Genomic DNA, 19,466 nt, shown 5'->3' on the forward strand with positions numbered 1-19,466 from the left:
GGGATACGCGCCGTCAAAGTCGACATTCGGCACGAATGTCGCGCGTCAGCCGCCGATGGTGGCGGCCGTGACGTCGATGACGGCGCCCGCGCGGCCCGTCGACGCGGCCCAGTCGCGCACCACGTCGTAGACGCGCCGGCACACCTCGCCGGCCGCGTCGACGCCGTCCACGCCGATGCGCACGCGGATGCGGTCGCCGCTCACGAGCACCGTTCCCGGATCCGCCGGGCCGGCGGTGAGGGCCGAGCCGATCGCCGCGACCACCTGGCCGGCCGGGGAGGCCGCCGGGTACAGCGTGGCGACGCCGTCGACCTCGAGGATGAGGGCGGAGAGCGCCGCGGTCGACCCGGCATCGGGCGCGGTGCCGTCGGTCGCGAGCGTGCCGCTCATCGCGCGTCCTTTCCGGTGCGGGGCTCCCGCACGTCCGTGACGAGCACGTCGACGGAGGTGATCGTCAGCTCGGCGTGCCGGGCGAGTTCCGCGGCGACCGCGTTGCGCACCGCCTCGGCCGTCTCTGTCATCGACACCCCGTAGCGCACGGAGATCTCGATGTGGACGGCGACCGGCGCCCCGGGCGTCTCCACCTCGCCGTCCAGCCGGCACCGCCCGACGAGCACGCCGTCGATCTCGTCGCCGACGCCCCGCACGAGAGCGCGGACCGCGCCCTCGGTCAGAGCCAGGTCGGCGGCGGGGTCGGGATGCGCGATGGGGATGCGGCGGCCCGACTGCACGTCGAGCCGGATGCCGGTGAGGATGCGCCCCACCCAGTCGTCGTCGGCGGGGCTGGCCGCGGCCTCCTCGTCCAACAGGTCCTGCGTGGCGCGGCCGAGCCGCTCCAGGGCGGTCAACGCGGCCCGGCACTGGGGCGAGTCGTCGATCGTCGGGTCGGCGGGCTGCCGCCCGGCGGCGAGGTAGTCGCTCAGCTGGTCGAGGGTGTGCCCGTCGATCAGTTCGTCGGGCGGGAGGAGCGGATCGGTCATCGCCAGTCCTCCATCGCCTCGAGCAGTTTCTTGCGGCCGCGGGCGAGCTGGCCGCGCACCGTGGATGCGGGGATGCCGAGCTCCTCCGCTATGTCGTCGTAACTGTACTGCCCCACTTCGCGGAGCACCCAGCATCGCCTCTGCAGCTCGGGGAGCTGATCGAGCGCCGCGCCGAGCGCCTCCGTCGCGGAGTGCGTCTCGGCCAGCCGGCTCGGCTCCTCGCGCGCCGGTGCCGGTGCGTCGAGCTCCGTGATGTCGTCGTGCTCGTGGCGCACGCGGATGCGGTCGATGCACCGTCGGCTCAGGATGCGCATCAGCCAGCTCTTGACCGCCGCGCCCTCGTCCAGCTCGCCGAGCCGCCGCCACGCGGTGACGAACGTCTCTTGCACGACGTCGTCCGACTCGTCGGTCGACCCCAGCATCCGGGCGGCGTAGGCGCGCATCAGCGGACCGTGCCGGCGCACCAGCACCTCGAACGCGACGGTGTCGCCGTCGGCCGCGCGACCGGCGAGGAGGCCGTCGGCCGCCTCCCACAGCTCGGACACGCTGGACCTCGGCACAGCACCCCCTCTGCTCGGCGGTCTCTTGAGCGACCACACGCATCATGTTAGACAGGCGATCAGCACGCCGAGCGCGGTCGACAGAAAAAACTTCGTGCGGGAGCGTGACGAATGCACGCCTGCGCCCGTCCCAGCAGTAGGAGTCACCACGGTGACCACCGCGGGACGTCCCCGCGGACAGAGGGAAGGATCACGCATGGCAAACACAACGACCACCACGACCACGGCCGGATCGAGCATCGTGTCGGCGCAGGGCAGGACGGTCATCAACGACGCCGTCGTCGCGAAGGTCGCCGGCATCGCGGCCCGTGAGGTCCCCGGCGTGTTCGCGCTGGGCGGCGGTGCGGCCCGTGCCTTCGGAGCGATCCGGGAGGCCATCAACGCCACCGATATGGGTCAGGGCATCAGCGTCGAGGTCGGCGAGACGCAGGTCGCCGCCGACGTCACCATCGTCGCCGAGTACCCCGTCGCCCTCCAGAAGGTCGCCGCCGACGTGCGCACCGCCATCACCCAGGCGATCGAGCAGATCGTCGGGCTCCAGGTGACCGAGGTCAACGTGACGATCAACGACGTGCACCTGCCGTCCGACGACGATGAGGACGGGCAGGAGGCGCGAGTCCAGTGACCTCCGCCCGGTTCGGCGTCCTGGTCGCCGGCGCGCTCGCCGTCGTCTGGGCCGTGTTCGGTTTCTGGGTGTTCCTCGGCGTGGCCGCCGCGATGCTGGTCGGCTACCTCGTCGGGCGCCTGCTCAGCGGCGAGATCGACGTGGCACGTCTGGCCGACGCGCTGCGCGGCCGCCGCTCGTCGTCATGACGGCCGGGCGCGACCGCTTCGCACCCAAGGCGCTGGAGCGCCTCGCGCGGGCGGTCGCGGCCGAGGCGCTCGGCGTCCGCGTCGCGGAGACCTCCGTGCGCATCTCGGACACCGGCGGCGCGCTCGCGGTCCGCGTGCAGTCGCCCGTGGCGCTGCCGCCCCTCGGCGACGCGTCCGGCGGCGGGCTGACCGTCCGGCTGGCCGACGCCGCCGCGGAGGCCCGCCGGCGGCTCGCGGAGCTCACGGGCCTGGAGGTCGCACGCGTCGATGTCCGCGCCACGTCCGCCGTCATCAAGGAAAGGAGAGTGCGATGAGCTCCCCCGCCACCCGCATCGTGCGTCGCGAGACGCACTCGCCGCGGTCGACAGCCGCCGTGATCGTCGCGCTGTGCGCGGCCCTGGTGATCGCCTGGGTCGCGACCGAGGGCGTGCTGTCACTCCTGGGCGCCCATCCACTCCTCCTGTCGCCGCGCGGGATGCTGACCTCCGTCGCCGGAGCGCCCGACGCTCCAGCAGCCTCCGTCATCGCGGTCGCCGTGGTGGCCGGGCTCGTCGGCGTCCTGCTGCTCGCCGTCGCGCTGCTGCCCGGTCGCCGGGCGCGCCGCGCGCTGGACGCCGAGCACGCGATCGTTGTCGCGGACGACACCATGCTCGCCTCGGCGCTCGCCCGCACCGCGGCCAGGACCGCCGCCGTCTCCGCCGATGCCGTGAGCGTGTCGCTCGGTCGCCGCACCGCCACCGTCCGCGTCGTGCCGGTCACCGGCACGCGTGTCGATCGGGACGCGGTCCGCGCCGCCGTCTCCGAAGAGTTCGCCCAGGCAGGGCCGGCACGGCCGGTCCGCGTCGCCGTGCTCGTCTCCGCGGCAGGAAAGGTCGGATCGTGAACACCACCAATCGCGCGCTCAACCGCGCACTGCTCGCCGTCGTGGGGCTGCTCGCCCTCGCGGTCGCCGCATCCCTCGTCTGGCTGCTCGTGGTTCCCGGTGCCGGTGGGCTCTGGCGCGAGTGGGGCACCGCAGCGCTGACCTGGACGGACGACGTCTTCGGCCGGCCGCTGTGGACGGGGACCACCGTGAGCCTCGCCGCCGTGATCGCCCTGGCCGTCGCCGTGGTCGTCATCGTGCTGCTTCTCGACTTCGTGCTCCGGCAGGGCGGCGGTTCGACGGCCACGGTCGTGCGCGCCCGCGGCGAGGACGGCGGGATCGAGATCGATACCGCCGTGCCCGCCAGCCTGCTCGTCGAGCGGTTGCGCACCGTGCCCGGCGTGGCCGGCGTCGCCGTCAGCGCGTACCGCGTGCGGCGGCAGCCCGCGCTCAAGGTGACGGTCGACTGCCGGCGCGGCGCCTCTCCTCGCACGATCGTCGACGCGATCGACGACGCGGTCCTCCGGCTCGGGGATGCGCTCGGCACGCAGCCGACGGTCTTCGCGCAGCTGACGGGAGGCTTCCGGGCACGCGTCCGCACCCCCGCCCGGGTCGACACCTCCGTCACGGCGGTGCGTCCCATCCCCTAGCCTGGTTCGCATGACAGTTGTCGTCGAAAACCTCCCGCCGCTGACGTGGAGCAACGGAGCAGGACAGGCCGAGCAGACCGCGGGCGGTGAGGTCGTCGTGACGGCCGCCGCCGGGAGCGACTGGACCAACGACGCCTTCGGGGGCCCGCAGCAGCACGCGGCGACCTCGCTCGGCTTCACGCCGACCGAGGACTTCGCGCTCAGTGCGCGGGTGCGGGTGACGTCCCCGCGCACCACCTTCGACGCCGGCGTGCTCGCGATCTGGGGCGACCGGGACCACTGGGCGAAGCTCTGCTTCGAGAACTCGCCGCAGGGGCAGCCGATGGTCGTGTCCGTCGTCACCAACACGTTCTCCGACGACTGCAACTCGACGATCGTCACCGACGACCACGTGTTCCTGCGCGTGGTCCGCTCCGGCACCGGCTGGGCGTTCCACTCCTCGCGCGACGGCGTGACCTGGGACTTCGTGCGCGTCTTCCGGCTCGACTACGACGGCCCGGTGAACGTCGGCTTCCTGTCGCAGGCGCCGATGGGCGACACCTGTGTCGCCGCGTTCGACACGATCGCGTACTCCACCGACGTGCCGGGCGACTTCCGCAACGGCGACTGAGCCCCGCCCTACTCGGCCGGCGGCGTCGGCTCCCCGAGCGACAGCATGAGCCGGTTGGCCCAGTTGAAGAAGGCCGCACCGTTGATCGCGTCGATGATCGCCAGATCGTCGAGCCCGGCCTCCCGGAGCTGCCGCACGTGCTCGGGGCCGAACGCGCCCGGGATCACGGTGAGGGCGACCGACGCGTCGATGACGGCGCGCCACTGCGGGTCGTCCTGCTGCCCGGCCGGCCCCTCGTCGAGCAGACGCTGCACGTCGTCCGGCCGCTTGGACTTGTGCGTCGCGAAGCGGGAGTGGACCGACGCGCAGAAGATGCAGCCGTTGGTGCGGGAGGCGCTGGCGGCCGAGAGCTCGCGCAGCGCGCGGGTGAGGCCGCCCTTCTCGTTGTAGAAGATGTCGTTGTCGGTGCGGGTGCGGGCGCCCAGGATGTCGGGGTCGCGCACGAGCAGGCGGAAGTACGGGCTGTTCGCCCGGCCCTTGTCGACGAGCCCCTCGTAGTGCCGCTCGGTCAGCTCGTCGAGGGGCAGCGGCTCCAGCCACGCCTCCCAGCCGAGCTCGGCCTGGGTGAAGGCGTTGGGGGCCTCGACGTCGTGCCGGATGACGGTGCCGCTCATGCGAGCTCTCCTTTCAGGACGGTGAGCCCCGCGACGACGCGGAGCTGGAAGCTGAGGAACGCGACGAGCTGGGACAGCGTGACGATGCCGGTCGTGGACCAGCCGGCGTCGAGCAGTGCCTGCAGGGCGTCGGCCGACGAGTCGCGTGGGCGGTAGACGAGCAGATGCGTGTGGGCGAGGGCGGCGGCGAGACGCTCGCCGGCCGCCGCGGAGAGCGCCGCGTCCGGGGTCCACACGAGCCCCGCGACGTTCTCGACGGTCAGCGGCCCGGCGGGGTAGTCGCCGTACGGTCCCTCGGTGAGCGCCCCGGGCAGGGCGGCGTCGAGCGCGGCGAGCAGGTCGGCATCCTCCGCCGCGAGCAGCTCGCGGTAGTGGGAGGCGGTCGGCGACTGCGAGAGCGCGACCGCCCAGTACGCGACGGCGAGCCGCTCGCGCTGGCCGACCTCCTCTCGCTCGTCGGAATGGAAGAGGGCGTCGTAGCTGGCCTGCGCGTTGGCGCGCGCGTTCGGCCGCTGGTCGCGGAGGGCGTCGAGGGCGTCGCCGGGGGCGATGCCGACCAGCTGGTCGATGACGTCGGTGGGCATGGACGGTCCTTTCGGTGGTTCGCGGGAGTCAGCGGTTCGTGTGAGTCACGGGCGCGGGGAGCGCCGGCGTCCAGTCGAGGAGTGCGGGCCCGACCTCGGCGGCGATGAGCTCGAGGGAGCGCAGCACCGCGGCGTGCGGCGGGTCGATGGGATGCGGCTGGAAGGCGACGTCGGTCGCGCGCGCCAGGATCGTGTCGGCGCGCAGCGTCGCCAGCACCTGCTCCGGCGTCCCGATGTGCACATCGAGCCAGGCCAGCAGCTCGGCGTCGGAGACCCCGGCCGGCACCTCCAGCCCCTGGGCGTCGATGAAGCTGCGCCCGCGGTCGATGCCGCGCCGGATCCACGCCGCCGCCTCCGCCTCGGTGTCGACGACGAGCGCGGAGCGGGACGCCAGGATGCGCGGCTCGACGCCCTCGGGCAGCGCCGCCAGGTAGGCGTCGACGATGGCCTCCTGCAGCTCGGGGGAGGTCGGGTCGGTCCAGTTCTTCCGCGGCTGGGTACGGGAGAGCATGAGGCCGTTGCCCCGGCGCCCGATGCGCTCGGCGCCCGCGGCCGAGAAGGTCGCCTCCCAGATCGCCCCGAGCAGGTCGGGTGCGGCGGGATACAGCGCGCCGCCGTCCGACGTGAGCTCGTCCCCGCGCAGGGCGGCCACCAGCGTCTCGCGGTGCCGGTCGTAGATCGCGGCGCGGTCGCCCGACTCGTGCCCGAACGGCGGGAACGAGGAGGGCGTGCCTCCCGAACCGATCCCGAGCTCGACCCGTCCGCCCGAGAGCAGCTGCAGCACGGCGGCGTCTTCCGCGACGCGCAGCGGCTCCTCCAGCGGCAGCGTCACGATGCCGGTGCCGAGGTGGATGCGGGAGGTGCGCGCCGCCGCCTGCGCGAGCAGCACGAACGGCGACGGGAGGCCGCCCTCGCCTTCGTGGAAGTGGTGCTGGGCGACCCAGACGCTGTCGAGCCCGACCTCCTCCGCCCGCGCGAACTGGTCGATCGCGTTGCGGTAGCGGTCGAGCGCGCTCCCGTCGTCGAGCAGCCGGGTGAAGAACCCGAGCCGCTGGGGTCGCTGGGCCGTGCCGGTCACTGTCCCGCCTTTCCGAGGTACGCCTCTTGGATCTGAGGGTCGTCGAGCAGCTCCTGCGCGGTGCCCTCGAGCACGATCGCGCCCGTCGCGAGCACGTAGCCGCGGGAGGCGATGGAGAGCGCCAGCTCCGCCTGCTGCTCGACGAACAGCACGGCGACGCCGAGCTCGCGGTTGATCCGCACGATCTCGTCGAGCACCTGGTCGACGAGCTTCGGCGACAGCCCCATCGTGGGCTCGTCCATGCACACCAGGCGCGGGCGGCTCATCAGGGCGCGGGCGAACGCGAGCATCTGCTGCTCCCCGCCCGACAGCGTCCCGGCCTGCTGGCGGCGGCGCTCGGCGAGGCGGGGGAAGTGGGTGCGCATCCGGTCGAGGTCCTCGGCCACGCCGGCCTTGTCGCGCCGGGTGTACGCGCCGGCGATGAGGTTCTCGTCGACGGTCATCTCGGGGAAGACGCGCCGCGCCTCCGGGACCGAGGCGATGCCGGCGGCGATCCGGCGGCGGGTGGGGGCGTGCGTGACGTCCTCCCCGGCGAACCGGACGGTGCCGGTCTTCGGCCGGACCAAGCCGAGGATGGTCTTCATCGTCGTCGACTTGCCGCTGGCGTTGCCGCCGAGGAGCGAGACGATCTCCCCCTCCCCCACGGTCAGCGAGTTGCCCCGCAGCGCATGGAAGGGACCGTAGTAGACGTTGACGTCGTCCAGTGCGAGCAGCTCGGTCACTTGAGGTCCACCCCTCCCAGGCCGCGGCGGCGGCCGAGGTAGGCCTCCACCACGGCGGGGTCCGCGCGCACCTCGTCCGGGCGGCCCTCGGCGATGATGCGGCCGCCGTCCATCACGATCACGCGGTCGGAGACGGTCATCACGAGGTCGAGCTTGTGCTCCACCAGCAGGATGGTCTGCCCGGCCGCCTTGAGCTCCAGCAGCTGCTCGAGCACCTCCGCCGTCTCGGACTGGTTCATCCCGGCCGTCGGCTCGTCGAGCACGAGCAGCTTGGGGGCGAGCGCCAGCGCGCGGGCGATCTCGGTGCGCCGGCGGTTGGCGTAGCTGAGCGAGTAGGCCGGGTCGTCACGGCGTGGCCCGAGGCGCGCCTCGAACCGGTCGATCTCGGACTCGACGACCGCCGCGATCTCCTTCTGCTCGCGCCGGGACGCCGGGGTGCCGACGATCGCGATGTACAGCTCGGCGAGCAGCGGGATCCAGCGCAGCAGGAACAGGTTCGACAGCCGGCGGAACGGGCGGTTGGCCCGCAGGGTCGTGTGGAGGCCGACCTCGATGTTGTCCGCCACGGAGAGGGTCGCGAAGACGCGTCCGTTCTGGAAGGTGCGGGCGATGCCGTGCTCGGCGATCCGCGCACTGTCGGCGCGCTCGATCCGCTCCCCCTCCAGCGAGATCGTCCCGCTGTTGGGGCGGAACGTGCCGGTGACCAGGTTGAGCGTGGTGGTCTTGCCCGAGCCGTTCGGCCCGATGATCGAGACGACCTCCCCCGGCGCAACCGAGAAGGAGATGCCGTCCACGGCCTTCACGCCGTCGAAGTGGCGCGCGAGGTCGCGCACGTCCAGCAGCGGCTCACTCATGCGTTCTTCACCAGGATCCCTCCCGGCCGGAACCGCACCGCGAGGATGAGGACCAGCCCGTAGACGATGATGCGCAGCTCGGGAGTGAAGCGCAGCAGCTCCATCGCCCCGATCAGCACGATCGCGCCGATCACCGCGCCGTACGGCAGGTTGATCCCGCCGAGGATCACGATGGTCACCACGAGCAGCGACATCAGCATGGTGAAGATCGTCGGGTCGATGTAGGTGTACTGGTGCGCGAGCAGCGAGCCGCCGATACCGGCGAAGAAGCCCGAGACGGCGAACGAGAGCGCCTTGTAGTTGCGCCCGCGGACTCCGGAGGCGAGCGCTGCGACCTCGTCGGAGCCGACCGACGAGATCACCTTGCCGAGGTGCGATCCGCGGATCCGCCACATGACCAGCAGCGTCACCACGAGCACGCCGAAGTCGATCAGGTAGTACGCCTGCGGGGTGTTCAGCGGGGTCCCGAACCACTCGGGCACCGGGATGTTGTAGAGCCCCTGCGGCAGCACCAGCTGGATCACCGCGACGATGGCGATGCCGAGGCCCAGCGTCGCGATCGAGATGTAGTGGCCCTTCACGCCCCAGATCGGCGAGGCGAGGATCGACGCGACGACCGCGGCCACGATCCCCGCGACCGGCAGCGCGACCCAGAACGGGAAGTGCAGGTACAGCGAGAGCAGCGCCGAGGCGTACGCGCCGATCGCGATCGGGCCCGCCTGGCCGAGGGCGAGCACACCCGCCTGTCCGGCGGTCACGGTGAACCCGGCCGCGATGATCGCGTAGATCAGGACCTGGGTGCCGGTCGTCAGCACGTAGTCGTTCGCGACCAGCGGGATGACGACGCCGCCGACGACGAACGCGGCCAGCCACACCCAGCGCGGGATGCGGATCGGGCGGCCCTTGCCGAGGAAGGTGCCCGTCAACGGTTCGCTCGAGACCAGCGGCACCTTGCCGAGCAGCCCGCCCGGACGCACGATGAGCACCACGATCAGGATGACGAACACGATGATCTCGCGCGCCGTGTCGCCGAAGAAGTGGATGCCGAACGCTTCCAGCACGCCCAGCACGAAGCCGCCGATCACCGCCCCCACCAGCGACCCGAGGCCGCCGAGCGTGGCCGCGACGAACGCGGTGAGGCCGACATCCAGGCCCGAGGTCGGGTTCGCGACGCCGACGTAGAGGGCGATGAAGACGCCGGCGAGACCGCCGAGCGCGGACGCGATCACGAACGACACGTGCTGCACCTGGCCGACGGGGATGCCCATCTGGAGGGCGGCCTCCTGGTCCTGCGCCGTCGCACGGATGGCGCGGCCGACCTTGCCGTACTTGAGGAACAGCGTCATCACGATCATGATGACCGCCGTCGTCCCGAGCATCACGACGTCCGAGGTGCCGAACCGCATGTTGCCGATGTGCAGGTTGGAGGTCGGCAGCACGTCCGGGAAGACGCGGAACTGCGCGCTGAACGCCATCTGCGAGGCGTTGTCCAGGATCAGCGAGATTGCGTACGTGGAGAGCATCGCCGCCAGCGGCAGGTACTTCGCGAGCGGGCGGACGACGGTCACGTTGATGAGCAGGCCGAGCGCGCCGCAGATGGCGAGCACCACGATCAGCGCGAGCCAGAACGGGAGCCCGATCTTCACGATGAAGAACCAGGACAGCATCGCGCCGAGGCCGAAGAACGAGAACTGCGCGAAGTTGACGACGTTCATGACGCCGAAGACGAGGGAGATGCCGACCGCTCCGAGGGCGTAGACGTTCCCTCGGAGCAGGCCGGCGATCAGAGTGTCGAGCATGGTGTGTGCGGTGGCGTCGACGGACTAGCCGTTGTACGCGACCCAGCTTCCGTCCTTCAGGATGCTCGGGGTCAGCTGCGGCGAGGCGACGCGGCGGGTCGACTGGTCGAAGGTGATCTTCCCGTAGACGACGCTCGGCACGTCCTTGACCTTCTTGAAGCCCGCGAGGATGCCCTCCCGGCTCGTGCCGCCGATCTTCGCCGCCGCGACGGCGACGTTGAGGGCGTCGTAGGCGCCGGCCTCGAAGCCCGTGACCTCGGTCTCCTGCGGGTACTTCTTCTTGAACGCCTTCACGAAGTCCTGCACCTCGGTCGCCGGGTTGGAGGCGAGGAACTCGGCCCCGTTGATCGCTCCCTCGGCGTCCTTGGTGCCGTCGAACGACTCCTCGTCCTGGCCGCCGTAGAAGGTCTTGTCGTAGCCGATCGCGCGCAGCTGGGTGACGATCTTCGCCGCGTCCGGGCCGTAGCCGATGTGCACGAACGCCTCGGGCTTGTCGGCCACGGCCTTCGTCAGCGACGGCCGGTAGTCGTCGGAGGTGTCGAGCACGCCCTCGGCGTCGACGATCTTGAGCCCGATCTTCTTCGCCTCGGTCTTGAACGCGTCGTACGCGGGGATGCCCCAATCAGCGGTGTTCAGGTACGTCACGCCGACCGAGTCGATGCCCTGCTTCTTGATGTAGTCGGCCGTCCACGTGTAGGTCGCGCTCGTGGTGATGGAGGTCGACCACTGGTACTGCGTGCCCTTGGCCGTGAAGTCGGGGTTGGAGTTGTTGAACCCGTACTGCAGCAGCTTGCCCGCGGTGTAGATCGGTGACGCCGGGATGGAGGCCGCCGACGAGTAGTCGCCGAAGACGAGGCTGATGCTGTCGTCGCCCACGAACTTCTGCGCGACCGCCACCGACTGCTTCGGGTCGGACTGCGAGTCCTCGTACTTGAGCGCGACCGGGTGCCCGTCGATGCCACCCTTCGCGTTGACCTGCTCGACCGCCAGGTCGAAGGCCTCCTTGAACTGCTCGCCGTACTGCGCGTACTGGCCGGTCGTCGCGGCCGAGACGCCGAAGTAGACCGTGCTCTTCCCGGACGAGCTGTCCGTCGACGCCGCGGAGTCGCTGGCGCAGGCGGCGAGGCCGACGATGGTGAGCGAGGCCACGGAGACAACGGCCGCGCCACGGAGGAACTTCTTCATGGGGGTGTCCTTCGAACGGGAGGGGGTCGGGGTGACCCGAGGCTAGGACTCCCCCGCAGCCCGCCGCGACCCTCCCCGTCACAGTCGGTAGCGGCACGCAATGGACGTCACAAAGTTTGCGCGAAGGCACCAGTTTGTGCTCGCGTCGCGCGCGCCGCCCGGCCCCGCCAGCCCCCAGCCGCGGACTACGCGTTCGCGGCGCGGCACCAGCTCACGCCATGTCTCCGAAGCAGATGCGGTGTTCGACGAAGGTGAACAGTCGTTGGAGGGGAAGGAGGCTACGAAGGTTCGGAACCGAGGTAGGCGGTCGTCGGAGCGAACAGCATCAGACCCCACGCCACGACGAGTGCCGTCGACGAGACGACCAGGGCGACGTTGCCAGACGAAACGGCCGCGAGGAAGTAGATAACAGCGACGACCCCGAGGACAATCCGGGCCTCTTTGACCTTCATCACGACCAGTAGCGCGAGCGCCAGGGGTCCGAGCGTCACCATCACGATCCCGAAGGCGAACGCGACGAAGATGAGGATCACCCCCACATCACCTTTCGGGTTCGCACCTGCCGCGGTCATCCGTGAGATCTGCTCCATCGACAGCGGTCTCAGGCCGCCGCCGACAAGTGCAATGACATCCCAGGCGAACGTGAGAACGGCCGTGGCCGAAACCAACCCGGACGCGATCTGAAGGCTGAGAGGGGCGTCCCGCCAGAAACGCGCGAGGTGGCCAGGTCTCGCCCTGAGGGCAGTTGGTCTCATCGTCACTCCTGGAAGGCGGTTGTGCCGGCGGTGACTCCTCGGATGAGCGCCAGCGCGCCAACGACCACCAGCTGCAACGTCCTACTTTCTACCAGGCGTCGAGCGTTCTGCGAACACCTGTCCGCGCAGCACTCCCCGTTGCCGCCCGCTGCCGACTCGCTATCGGGACAAGACCCCGTAGACGACGCCGACGACGACGACGAACACGAGTCCACCAAGCGCGAGCCTCAACCATTTCTTCACAGCCATGGACCTCCGCATCAGAAGATCCCAGAAGCCCACGCGTGTATCGATGTCATGGACGTGCTTGAACGCAAGCCACTTGATTCTGGGTTCATTCATGAGGGGCCACAGAAGCGTCCGACACCCACGGCACCCAGGACTCGAGAACCTTGCGTCGATGCTCGCGTTCGGGGGGTCGACCCCGAGTAGGGTCGCACGCCCCCAAGGCAGTCCAAAGCGAGTAACTCTCTCCACGCGCATCCCGCGCCTGCCGATGCCCTGCACTATTGCGAGGGCCCATTCAGACCCTCGGCCGACGCCATCGTAGCCATCGAATGTGCTCGTGGCGGCGTCAATCGTGTAGACGCCAAGAGAATGGTCGACTGTTACTACGGCAGCGCCGGGGTTGGCCGGTGTGAATCGAACCACATAGCCAGCCCCATCAATCAGAGGTACACGCGCGACGTGAACCCAATCCGCGAATTCGCGTTCGATCTCGCTGACTATCGATTCGAGCTCTGGATGTGAATCACTCAATGTCGTCTCGGTCCTCTGAATGCAAAGTAGTGGCCCTTAGCCGGAAGTAGCCCCGAGCGACGTCCGCAGTCGGTCGCGAGGGACAGGGCCTGCGTGCGTGAGGATCAGATCGGCAGGAGAAGCCGAAAGCGATTGGGAAAGACCGTCACGCCGTTCGGTCGCAGGTCGCGTCGGAGGAGGATATGAACGGCGTGATCAGAGCGGGAGGTGATATCTACGTCCTGCACGTGGGCGCGGTTCAAGGTTCCAATGACGAACGGTGTCGAGCCTGAACTCCACACGCGAAGAGAGTCATCGCCGATCTCGAGGACGCACGTCTTCGGAGCCGTGGACGTCGTCGACATGTCCAGCGCCCGCGGGGACCCGCGATCAAGCGATGCGGCGACGAGGTCGTTGTCGGAGCGCCGACGGATGCGACGCATTGCCACAGTCACTCGCACGGCCCAGATCGCCATGATCGCGCAGGCGATGAGGAGCGAGACGCCGAACCCGATCACGACAGCCGGAACGACGCTGACGCCACTCGCCCCCGCGCGTCTCAAATTCAGGACGAGGACGGCGATAGCAAGGCCGAGGACAGCCACACTTGCAACGCCCCGCCACATTCGGCCTCGACTCATCGGACGCCCCACCCCTCTTCTCACCCGACGTGTTTTCCAGGTGGCTCGATGTCCGCTCCCGGGCCCGGCCCCACCTTAGCCAGCAGAACGGCTGGTCCAGCATCAACCTCGGTAGCTCAGTGCGCGCGCGAGGGATCTCTCCGCGGCCCACGTATCCAGGCAGAGGAAATCACTGATCACCAGAACGAGGACCGCGGCTACGATCACCGGACCGATCGGCCCGTTGCTCCCGACGAAGGCGAGTGCGAGCAGCACGACGTAGAGCACGCACCGCCACGATCGCCGGAGGTAGACGGCGTGGAGTCCGACGAGGCCTCCGACAGCGAACAGCACAAGAGCGAGCCTCGTGCTTCTCGCGACGGCCCCATCGTCGCGACCCGGCGCGACTCGCTGACCTCCCGCCGTGATCGGCACCGACCATGCGAGCACCGCGCTGAGGCACGCGGCTGCCGTCAGCGCAACGTTGGCCCACCAGTACAACGGTGTCGCCGTTTGAAACAGAAGGACGAAGTCGGCCACTGCGACCACGCTGAGTCCGATCCGACCGAGCAACCGGCCCTGCGTTGTCAGCCGAAGTGCGAAGAGCGGAATCAGAACGTAGAAGGCCCAGGCGAGCGGTGCCGCAACGAGCCATAGGACGGCGGTCCGCGCGATCGGCCCAGCCTCTGTCACCCAGGTTTGCGTCAGCCCCAAGAGGGTCGACGTCGTCAGGGTTCCGCTTATGACCGTCGACAAGATAGAACTTGTCACCAGGACCCGCGTCCCCAGACTGAGCTCGTCAAACCTGAATGCGAACACCCGAATCTTCATCTTGCTCCTTGCCGTCAAAGACTAGTAGACCGAGATATTCGACATGCCGACTCCCGCTCCTTCGTGCGTGCGTCGTCGGCGACTCGCTGCGCCTCGTCCACCCGGCCGCGGACGGCCAAGGTCAATCCATGACTCCGGACGCGGGTACTCCTCACCCTTCCGGGGATGATCCTGGGGACGCATACCAGCCACATGAACCGTACGTCGGCATGACGGAATCGATCCTGACCAAGCTGGTTGTGGACCCGTCGAGCCCCAAGGCTGGGCATCAGCGCCGGATCATTCATCGGCTGGTGGTGGCGGCGACCCTCGTCTTCGTTGTCGGCTCGATCGGCCTCATCGTCACCATGGTCGTAGCCGTTCTGAGCAACTGATCTGTCAGGGCTACGACACCGAGCACGCTGTTGTCACCACCGTTCGGACTGTGTCGATCGCTCCCTAGGGTTCGTGGAGCTTCGGTGAGATCCTTCCCACCGTACGTACTGAAGGCGCGGACGATACGGTGTGCGACGAGGGTTTTTGTGAGCGCTCTCCGCTGAAGTGTCATGCGCCGCGCCGTGTTTCTGAGCGCGCGGAGGGCTATTCGAGACGTTTCTTCGCGCGAAGATGCGCCCAGATCTTCTCGTTGCGGAGGTGGACGGCCAATCGCTCGGCACGGTCAGCCTCCGAAGCCATTCCGGTATGGATCCAACCGACGAATGGCAAGAGCCCTTCGTCGTAGTCGAAGAATTCATAGACGTTCTCGATCTCAAGTTCGGCCTCGGGAAGACGACGGGCCTGATCGAGACAGATAGCGATCCACAGCCTCCTGCTCTCCTGATCAACCGGTGAGTCCAGGCGGCGAATCAGGACGTCAACGTCCTCCAGCTGATCGGACAACAGAAGCGCAACAGATTCTGCTGCATCTGAAAGCGTTTCGCCCTGTTCAAACCTTTTCAGGCAGTGAGCCACCACCGCCTCTGGACTCAGGAGGTCGCGCGCGTAGCCGTAGCGGATGTCGGCCTCGAGCAGCGGTGCAAATGCTTCAGCGGCGCCAAGTGGCACAGAGGTTCCGACATCGCTCCACATGGGCTCTCCGTTCAGCAGTATTTTCTGGACCTGACGAATCCGCGAGTGAGCTGGTTTTGCCCGGTGGTCGCGGGGAGGCCCGCTACGCGGCGGTAAATGGGACCTAAAAACCTTACGCTTTTAGGCGCTGATAAGCCCCGTTCCCCAGTCGTTCGACGCTCTACGACGGCACGCACAGTTAGACCGCGGCTGCGCTCGTGAAGTAGGTCCTCGCTGTCGACGGAGCGAGATTGCCCGAAGTCCGGCTTGGCATTCTCAGACAACATGCAAGAGCGCGTAGAGGAACACGAGCGCAGAAACGACCATCATTACGATGCCGGTGACAAGGAACGCTGTTGCAGATGCCGGGGACCAGTTGCCCGAGCGGATCCACCGCGGGAGATCCTCCTTCGCCACCTCATCGGCCCCACGCTGAGCGTTTCGTGCCATTTGTTGCCGGAAGACGACACATATGAGGCCGATTACAAAGAGGAAGGGTCCAACTATCAGCGCGCCGACCCAATGCCCAATGTCAACTGCGGACATCAACGACTCCTCCGTCTGCCATTCCGCGGCCTCCAGTCAAACCGCTCACGGGTTTCATCGCGTCGGGAAGGAGCGCAGCTCACCTGTGAGCTCCCTCGCGCTGAACGCGAGCTGAGCCGGCGTAGTCGTGACCTCCAACTCGGCTCGATGGTCAGAATCCCTTGAGTTTTGATGCGCCGCCGTAGTGACGTTATCCCCCGACAGAGCTCAACGCTCCCCCTGTGGCCAAGCGCAGACACAAGCTAGCGGAGAGCCGAGCCCGTAAGGAAGGGGACTTCGATGAGCGTTCTCTCAGACAACGTACCCAAAACAGGCGCGCAAGTGTTTGCCGTCATGGGGCCCAGCGCTTGTGAACGGAAGATGCGCCGTACCGCACCCCTTCCCGCCGGCCACAGCCCTGTGTACCGTCGGCCGCACCGAGCGAGCGATGAGGGGGCGACGTGCTGCGCGGACTGCGGAGGCTGGCGGTGGTCGCGGCCGACTACGCCTTCGCGGCGCGGCACCAGTTGAGGGCCGGTCTCGATCGCAGCGATCCCGGGGTGCTGGTGCGCTCGGCGGGACAACGCATCCCGGTGGTGCTGCTGCCGGGTGTGTACGAGACGTGGCGGTTCCTGCTCCCGCTGGCGCGGCATCTGCACGAGCGCGGGCATCCCGTGCACATCGTCAACACGCTGCGCTGGAACGTCTCGACGATCGCCGAGGGGTCGGTACGCGTGGCCGCCTACCTGGAGCACGCGGACCTGGACCGGGTGGCGATCGTGGCGCACAGCAAGGGCGGTCTGATCGCCAAGCATCTGATGGAGTCGCCCGGCGTCGGGGAGAAGGTGGTGCGGGCGATCACCATCGCGACACCCTTCGCCGGCTCCTCGCTGGCCCGCTTCGTGCCGCTGCCGACCGTGCGCGCGCTCGGGCCGTCCGGTGCCGAGGTGCTCGAGCTCGCCCGGCGCACCTCGGCGAACGCGCGCATCGTCGCGGTGAGCCCGGACTTCGACCCGCACATCCCGTGCGGCGGCCACCTGGACCGGGCGACGAACATCCGCCTCGGGATCAGCGGACACTTCCGCATCCTCGGCAGCCGCGAGCTGTTCGACGTGCTGGACGAAGACCTCGACGGGGTGTGAGAGTCCGTGAGCCCGTCTCTGAGCGAGGGGCCCTTCGCGTGGAGGATGGGGAATATCCTTTCATCTTCGAGACTCATCGCATCACAAGATCACCGGTTGCGCGTCCCAGATGCGTCAAGATAGGTCTCACCGACCCAGTGACAGAGAACCTGACTGATGACCGAATCCCGTCTTGCGTCCGGGGCTCTCCTCGAAGAGCTCTCGACGTTCGTTGGTCGCCGCGACGAGCTCGCCGAGGCGCGTGCCGCGCTCGGACGCACTCGCCTTCTCACGGTGCTGGGTCCCGGCGGCATCGGCAAGACACGGTTCGCGAAACGGCTCGCGCACGACGTGCGCAAGCTCTACGCAGGGAACGTCTGGTTCTTTGATTTGTCCGCTGTGACCGCGGGCGGATCGGTCGTCGATCATGTCGCGACGAACCTCAACGTACAGGCGTCGAGCACAGACCCGGCAGGCGAGGTCGCCGACTTCTTCGGAGAAGCCCCTGCCCTCCTCGTGATGGATGGCTGCGAACACGTCCTTGATAGCGCCAGCGATCTCATTCGGCACCTGATTGAGACCCGCCCTCATATAGCGATCATCGCGACCAGCCAGTCGACGCTGCGCCTCTCGTCCGAGTATGTTTACGTACTCGGCCCTCTCCCTGTGCCGAGCGAACACGTGCCCATCGAAGCCTCCGCGGTGCAGCTGTTTCTCGACCGTGTCCGTGACGTCATGCCGGACCCCTCGGCGGCCCAACTGAACGACATCGCTGCGATCTGCCGACGCCTGGACGGTATCCCCCTGGCCGTCGAACTTGCGGCAACGCGAGTGCGGGCCCTGACTCCTCGTCAGATCGTGGAGCGGCTCGATTCGCCACTAGCGTTTCTCACGCGAGGCGACCGTGACCTGCCTGATCGACAGCGCACGCTCAGGACCGCGATCGCATGGAGCTACGAGCTCTGCACTGATGACGAGCGTGAACTGTGGCGGATGATGTCAGCCTTCGGCGGCGAGTGGTCGCTTGCGACTGCCGAATCGATGGCCTCGTCGATGAGGAAGGACATCGATGCCCTCGACACTGTGGAATCGCTACTGGAAAAGTCGATTCTACGACGCGGCAATGACGATGGGTCCGTGACCTATGCCATGTTCGAAACGATCAGGCTGTTCGGACTGGAGATATCGACCCCCGGAGAGCGCGAATCGGCGTTGACGGCTCAGCGGGATCTGGTCCTGGATCGTCTCATAGCGCTCGAGGCGGAATGGTTCGGCCCTGATCAGCTCTACTGGCTGAAGTTGACCCAGCGAGCGCTGCCGAACCTGCGGGCAGCGATCCAGTTCAGTATCGACCGGGGAGACGCCGACGAAGCGGCTCTTCTGGTCGGTCTTGGCTGCCGGATCACGTGGATAGCCCACGGGCGCGGTGATGAGCTACGGCGCTGGTCGCTCCGCGTGCTCGACATGTCTGCTCCACCGTCAGCGATCCGATGCCAGCTCCTCGCTCTGGTGGCTGCCCTCGAGTCGAGCCAAGGAGATCTGGCCGCCGGTCGTGCTCGGCTCGCCGAGGCAGCGGAAGCTGCCGAGGGCGAGGGCATTCACGACGGAGTCACTCTCGCAACGATCGAAGGAGCCCGCGGCTACATGGAGCCGGACCCGGCGGTGAAGGTCGACGCCTTCGAGCGTGGCCTCGCTGTTCAAGGAGGTGCGAACCAGGTCCTCACCCGCATCGATCTCGAAGAACGCCTGGCGGATGCGCACAATAGGCTGGGACATGCGGAGACAGCGAATGCGATGATCTCGTCGTTGGTGAAACGGGCGGGCGAAGCCGGTGACACCTACGAGACTTCGAACCTCCTTTTCAATGCGGGAATCACGGCTCTCGGACGCGACGCCTTCGCCGACGCGACATCTCGGCTTCGCCAGGCGCTTGTTTTGAAGCAGGCTCTCGGGAACCCGTTCGGCATTGCAATGGCACTGGACGCCCTCTCGCTGGTATCGATGAAGAAGCGTGACTACCCGCGTGCGGCGACGCTGCTCGGCGCAGCACAAGCGTTCTGGGGTAACGAGGGCATCACCGCATCGCCGTTCTCGCGGACCTCGGTGCACAGGCCGGAAGTCGAACGAGAGGCTCGGAACATGCTCGGAACGAGAGCCTTCGACGCCGTCTTCAGGCGCGGACAGAAGATGCCTGCGCGAGAAGCCGTCCAGTACGCGCTCGGCGTGATTGCCCCCACGAGTGCCGAAAGCCGCGAAACGGAGCGCGAGATCCCCTTGAGCAGGCGCGAGCTCGAGGTCGCAACTCTCGTGGCGGAAGGTCTGAGCGACGGGGAGATCGCGGCGAGGCTGTCGATCTCGCGGCGGACCGCAGAAGGGCATGTCGCCAAGAGCCTGATGAAGCTCGGCTTGAACTCGAGAACGCAGCTGGCCGCGTGGAGGGTACGGGTGACGAGCGGAAGGTGAGAGGTTCGGAGCGCGGTGCACGGATGCCCGACATCCATGCACCGCACTCCGGCAG

At 68.3% G+C, this 19,466-nt stretch carries 25 protein-coding genes; 9 read left to right on the plus strand and 16 right to left on the minus strand.

Translation table 11 applies throughout. The features are described 5' to 3' along the window. Positions 1-45: 45 nt before the first annotated feature. Genes HNR14_RS06655 through HNR14_RS06665 form a run of 3 tightly spaced genes read right to left on the minus strand, consistent with a single transcriptional unit; the run spans position 46 to position 1,540 of the window. Positions 46-390 (minus strand): hypothetical protein, encoded by a 345-nt coding sequence (locus HNR14_RS06655; RefSeq protein WP_179700415.1) that lies wholly within the window; start codon positions 388-390, stop codon positions 46-48. Then, positions 387-980, minus strand: a complete 594-nt coding sequence (locus tag HNR14_RS06660) for an Asp23/Gls24 family envelope stress response protein (RefSeq protein ID WP_179700416.1) — start codon at positions 978-980, stop codon at positions 387-389. Before HNR14_RS06660 ends, HNR14_RS06655 begins: the two co-directional genes overlap by 4 nt. After that, on the minus strand, positions 977-1,540 hold the full coding sequence (locus HNR14_RS06665; protein WP_039924208.1) for an RNA polymerase sigma factor: 564 nt from the start codon (positions 1,538-1,540) through the stop codon (positions 977-979). Before HNR14_RS06665 ends, HNR14_RS06660 begins: the two co-directional genes overlap by 4 nt. 196 nt (positions 1,541-1,736) lie before the next feature. On the opposite strand from HNR14_RS06665, the gene HNR14_RS06670 reads away from it, so the two are divergent. Genes HNR14_RS06670 through HNR14_RS06695 form a run of 6 tightly spaced genes read left to right on the plus strand, consistent with a single transcriptional unit; the run spans position 1,737 to position 4,475 of the window. Beyond that, positions 1,737-2,165 carry an Asp23/Gls24 family envelope stress response protein gene (locus tag HNR14_RS06670; protein WP_179700417.1) on the plus strand — a complete coding sequence of 143 codons (429 nt, stop codon included), beginning with the start codon at positions 1,737-1,739 and terminating at the stop codon, positions 2,163-2,165. Continuing rightward, complete coding sequence (locus HNR14_RS06675) at positions 2,162-2,353, plus strand: hypothetical protein (protein WP_021765496.1); 192 nt, start codon at positions 2,162-2,164, stop codon at positions 2,351-2,353. The genes HNR14_RS06670 and HNR14_RS06675 overlap by 4 nt, the downstream gene beginning before the upstream one ends. Further along, positions 2,350-2,667 (plus strand): hypothetical protein, encoded by a 318-nt coding sequence (locus tag HNR14_RS06680; protein WP_179700418.1) that lies wholly within the window; start codon positions 2,350-2,352, stop codon positions 2,665-2,667. The genes HNR14_RS06675 and HNR14_RS06680 overlap by 4 nt, the downstream gene beginning before the upstream one ends. Then, the gene (locus HNR14_RS06685) at positions 2,664-3,236 is read left to right on the plus strand and encodes a DUF6286 domain-containing protein (RefSeq protein WP_179700419.1); all 573 of its coding nucleotides are present in this window, start codon (positions 2,664-2,666) and stop codon (positions 3,234-3,236) included. Before HNR14_RS06680 ends, HNR14_RS06685 begins: the two co-directional genes overlap by 4 nt. After that, positions 3,233-3,865, plus strand: coding sequence for a hypothetical protein (locus HNR14_RS06690; protein ID WP_179700420.1), 633 nt, complete (start codon positions 3,233-3,235; stop codon positions 3,863-3,865). Before HNR14_RS06685 ends, HNR14_RS06690 begins: the two co-directional genes overlap by 4 nt. A gap of 10 nt (positions 3,866-3,875) precedes the next feature. Next, positions 3,876-4,475, plus strand: coding sequence for a DUF1349 domain-containing protein (locus HNR14_RS06695; protein ID WP_179700421.1), 600 nt, complete (start codon positions 3,876-3,878; stop codon positions 4,473-4,475). A gap of 8 nt (positions 4,476-4,483) precedes the next feature. On the opposite strand, the gene HNR14_RS06700 is transcribed toward HNR14_RS06695, so the two are convergent. The 11 genes from HNR14_RS06700 to HNR14_RS06750 all read right to left on the minus strand — a co-directional run bounded on the left by HNR14_RS06700 (position 4,484) and on the right by HNR14_RS06750 (position 14,255). Continuing rightward, positions 4,484-5,089 (minus strand): alkylhydroperoxidase domain protein, encoded by a 606-nt coding sequence (locus HNR14_RS06700; protein ID WP_179700422.1) that lies wholly within the window; start codon positions 5,087-5,089, stop codon positions 4,484-4,486. Beyond that, a complete protein-coding gene (locus tag HNR14_RS06705; RefSeq protein ID WP_179700423.1) occupies positions 5,086-5,673 on the minus strand; it encodes a CMD domain protein in 588 nt (195 codons plus the stop codon). Before HNR14_RS06705 ends, HNR14_RS06700 begins: the two co-directional genes overlap by 4 nt. A gap of 28 nt (positions 5,674-5,701) precedes the next feature. Next, positions 5,702-6,751, minus strand: coding sequence for a putative FMN-dependent luciferase-like monooxygenase (locus tag HNR14_RS06710; RefSeq protein ID WP_179700424.1), 1,050 nt, complete (start codon positions 6,749-6,751; stop codon positions 5,702-5,704). Continuing rightward, complete coding sequence (locus HNR14_RS06715; protein ID WP_021761102.1) at positions 6,748-7,473, minus strand: ABC transporter ATP-binding protein; 726 nt, start codon at positions 7,471-7,473, stop codon at positions 6,748-6,750. Before HNR14_RS06715 ends, HNR14_RS06710 begins: the two co-directional genes overlap by 4 nt. After that, positions 7,470-8,327 carry an ABC transporter ATP-binding protein gene (locus tag HNR14_RS06720; RefSeq protein ID WP_179700425.1) on the minus strand — a complete coding sequence of 286 codons (858 nt, stop codon included), beginning with the start codon at positions 8,325-8,327 and terminating at the stop codon, positions 7,470-7,472. Before HNR14_RS06720 ends, HNR14_RS06715 begins: the two co-directional genes overlap by 4 nt. Continuing rightward, positions 8,324-10,126: an ABC transporter permease gene (locus HNR14_RS06725; protein ID WP_179700426.1), complete on the minus strand. Its 1,803-nt coding sequence runs from the start codon at positions 10,124-10,126 to the stop codon at positions 8,324-8,326. The genes HNR14_RS06720 and HNR14_RS06725 overlap by 4 nt, the downstream gene beginning before the upstream one ends. A 24-nt stretch (positions 10,127-10,150) precedes the next feature. Beyond that, the gene (locus tag HNR14_RS06730; protein ID WP_179700427.1) at positions 10,151-11,311 is read right to left on the minus strand and encodes an ABC transporter substrate-binding protein; all 1,161 of its coding nucleotides are present in this window, start codon (positions 11,309-11,311) and stop codon (positions 10,151-10,153) included. Between the two features lie 278 nt (positions 11,312-11,589). Beyond that, a complete protein-coding gene (locus tag HNR14_RS06735; RefSeq protein ID WP_179700428.1) occupies positions 11,590-12,066 on the minus strand; it encodes a hypothetical protein in 477 nt (158 codons plus the stop codon). Between the two features lie 159 nt (positions 12,067-12,225). After that, the gene (locus HNR14_RS06740) at positions 12,226-12,825 is read right to left on the minus strand and encodes a hypothetical protein (RefSeq protein ID WP_179700429.1); all 600 of its coding nucleotides are present in this window, start codon (positions 12,823-12,825) and stop codon (positions 12,226-12,228) included. 104 nt (positions 12,826-12,929) lie between these two features. Beyond that, positions 12,930-13,409 carry a hypothetical protein gene (locus tag HNR14_RS06745; RefSeq protein WP_179700430.1) on the minus strand — a complete coding sequence of 160 codons (480 nt, stop codon included), beginning with the start codon at positions 13,407-13,409 and terminating at the stop codon, positions 12,930-12,932. A gap of 138 nt (positions 13,410-13,547) precedes the next feature. After that, complete coding sequence (locus HNR14_RS06750; RefSeq protein ID WP_179700431.1) at positions 13,548-14,255, minus strand: hypothetical protein; 708 nt, start codon at positions 14,253-14,255, stop codon at positions 13,548-13,550. A gap of 209 nt (positions 14,256-14,464) precedes the next feature. Here HNR14_RS06750 and HNR14_RS06755 point away from each other — a divergent pair, with 209 nt between their 5' ends. Next, a complete protein-coding gene (locus HNR14_RS06755; RefSeq protein ID WP_179700432.1) occupies positions 14,465-14,629 on the plus strand; it encodes a hypothetical protein in 165 nt (54 codons plus the stop codon). 205 nt (positions 14,630-14,834) lie between these two features. On the opposite strand, the gene HNR14_RS06760 is transcribed toward HNR14_RS06755, so the two are convergent. Together HNR14_RS06760 and HNR14_RS06765 are read right to left on the minus strand one after the other, a co-directional pair. Next, on the minus strand, positions 14,835-15,323 hold the full coding sequence (locus tag HNR14_RS06760) for a hypothetical protein (protein ID WP_179700433.1): 489 nt from the start codon (positions 15,321-15,323) through the stop codon (positions 14,835-14,837). 255 nt (positions 15,324-15,578) lie between these two features. Next, positions 15,579-15,848 (minus strand): hypothetical protein, encoded by a 270-nt coding sequence (locus HNR14_RS06765; protein ID WP_179700434.1) that lies wholly within the window; start codon positions 15,846-15,848, stop codon positions 15,579-15,581. Positions 15,849-16,288: 440 nt separating this feature from the next. Here HNR14_RS06765 and HNR14_RS06770 point away from each other — a divergent pair, with 440 nt between their 5' ends. Together HNR14_RS06770 and HNR14_RS06775 are read left to right on the plus strand one after the other, a co-directional pair. After that, positions 16,289-16,969: an esterase/lipase family protein gene (locus HNR14_RS06770; RefSeq protein ID WP_343064430.1), complete on the plus strand. Its 681-nt coding sequence runs from the start codon at positions 16,289-16,291 to the stop codon at positions 16,967-16,969. A 156-nt stretch (positions 16,970-17,125) separates the two neighbouring features. Continuing rightward, complete coding sequence (locus tag HNR14_RS06775) at positions 17,126-19,411, plus strand: ATP-binding protein (protein WP_179700435.1); 2,286 nt, start codon at positions 17,126-17,128, stop codon at positions 19,409-19,411. Positions 19,412-19,466: the final 55 nt, after the last annotated feature.

The sequence above is a fragment of the Leifsonia naganoensis genome (assembly GCF_013410615.1).
GTDB lineage: Bacteria > Actinomycetota > Actinomycetes > Actinomycetales > Microbacteriaceae > Leifsonia > Leifsonia aquatica.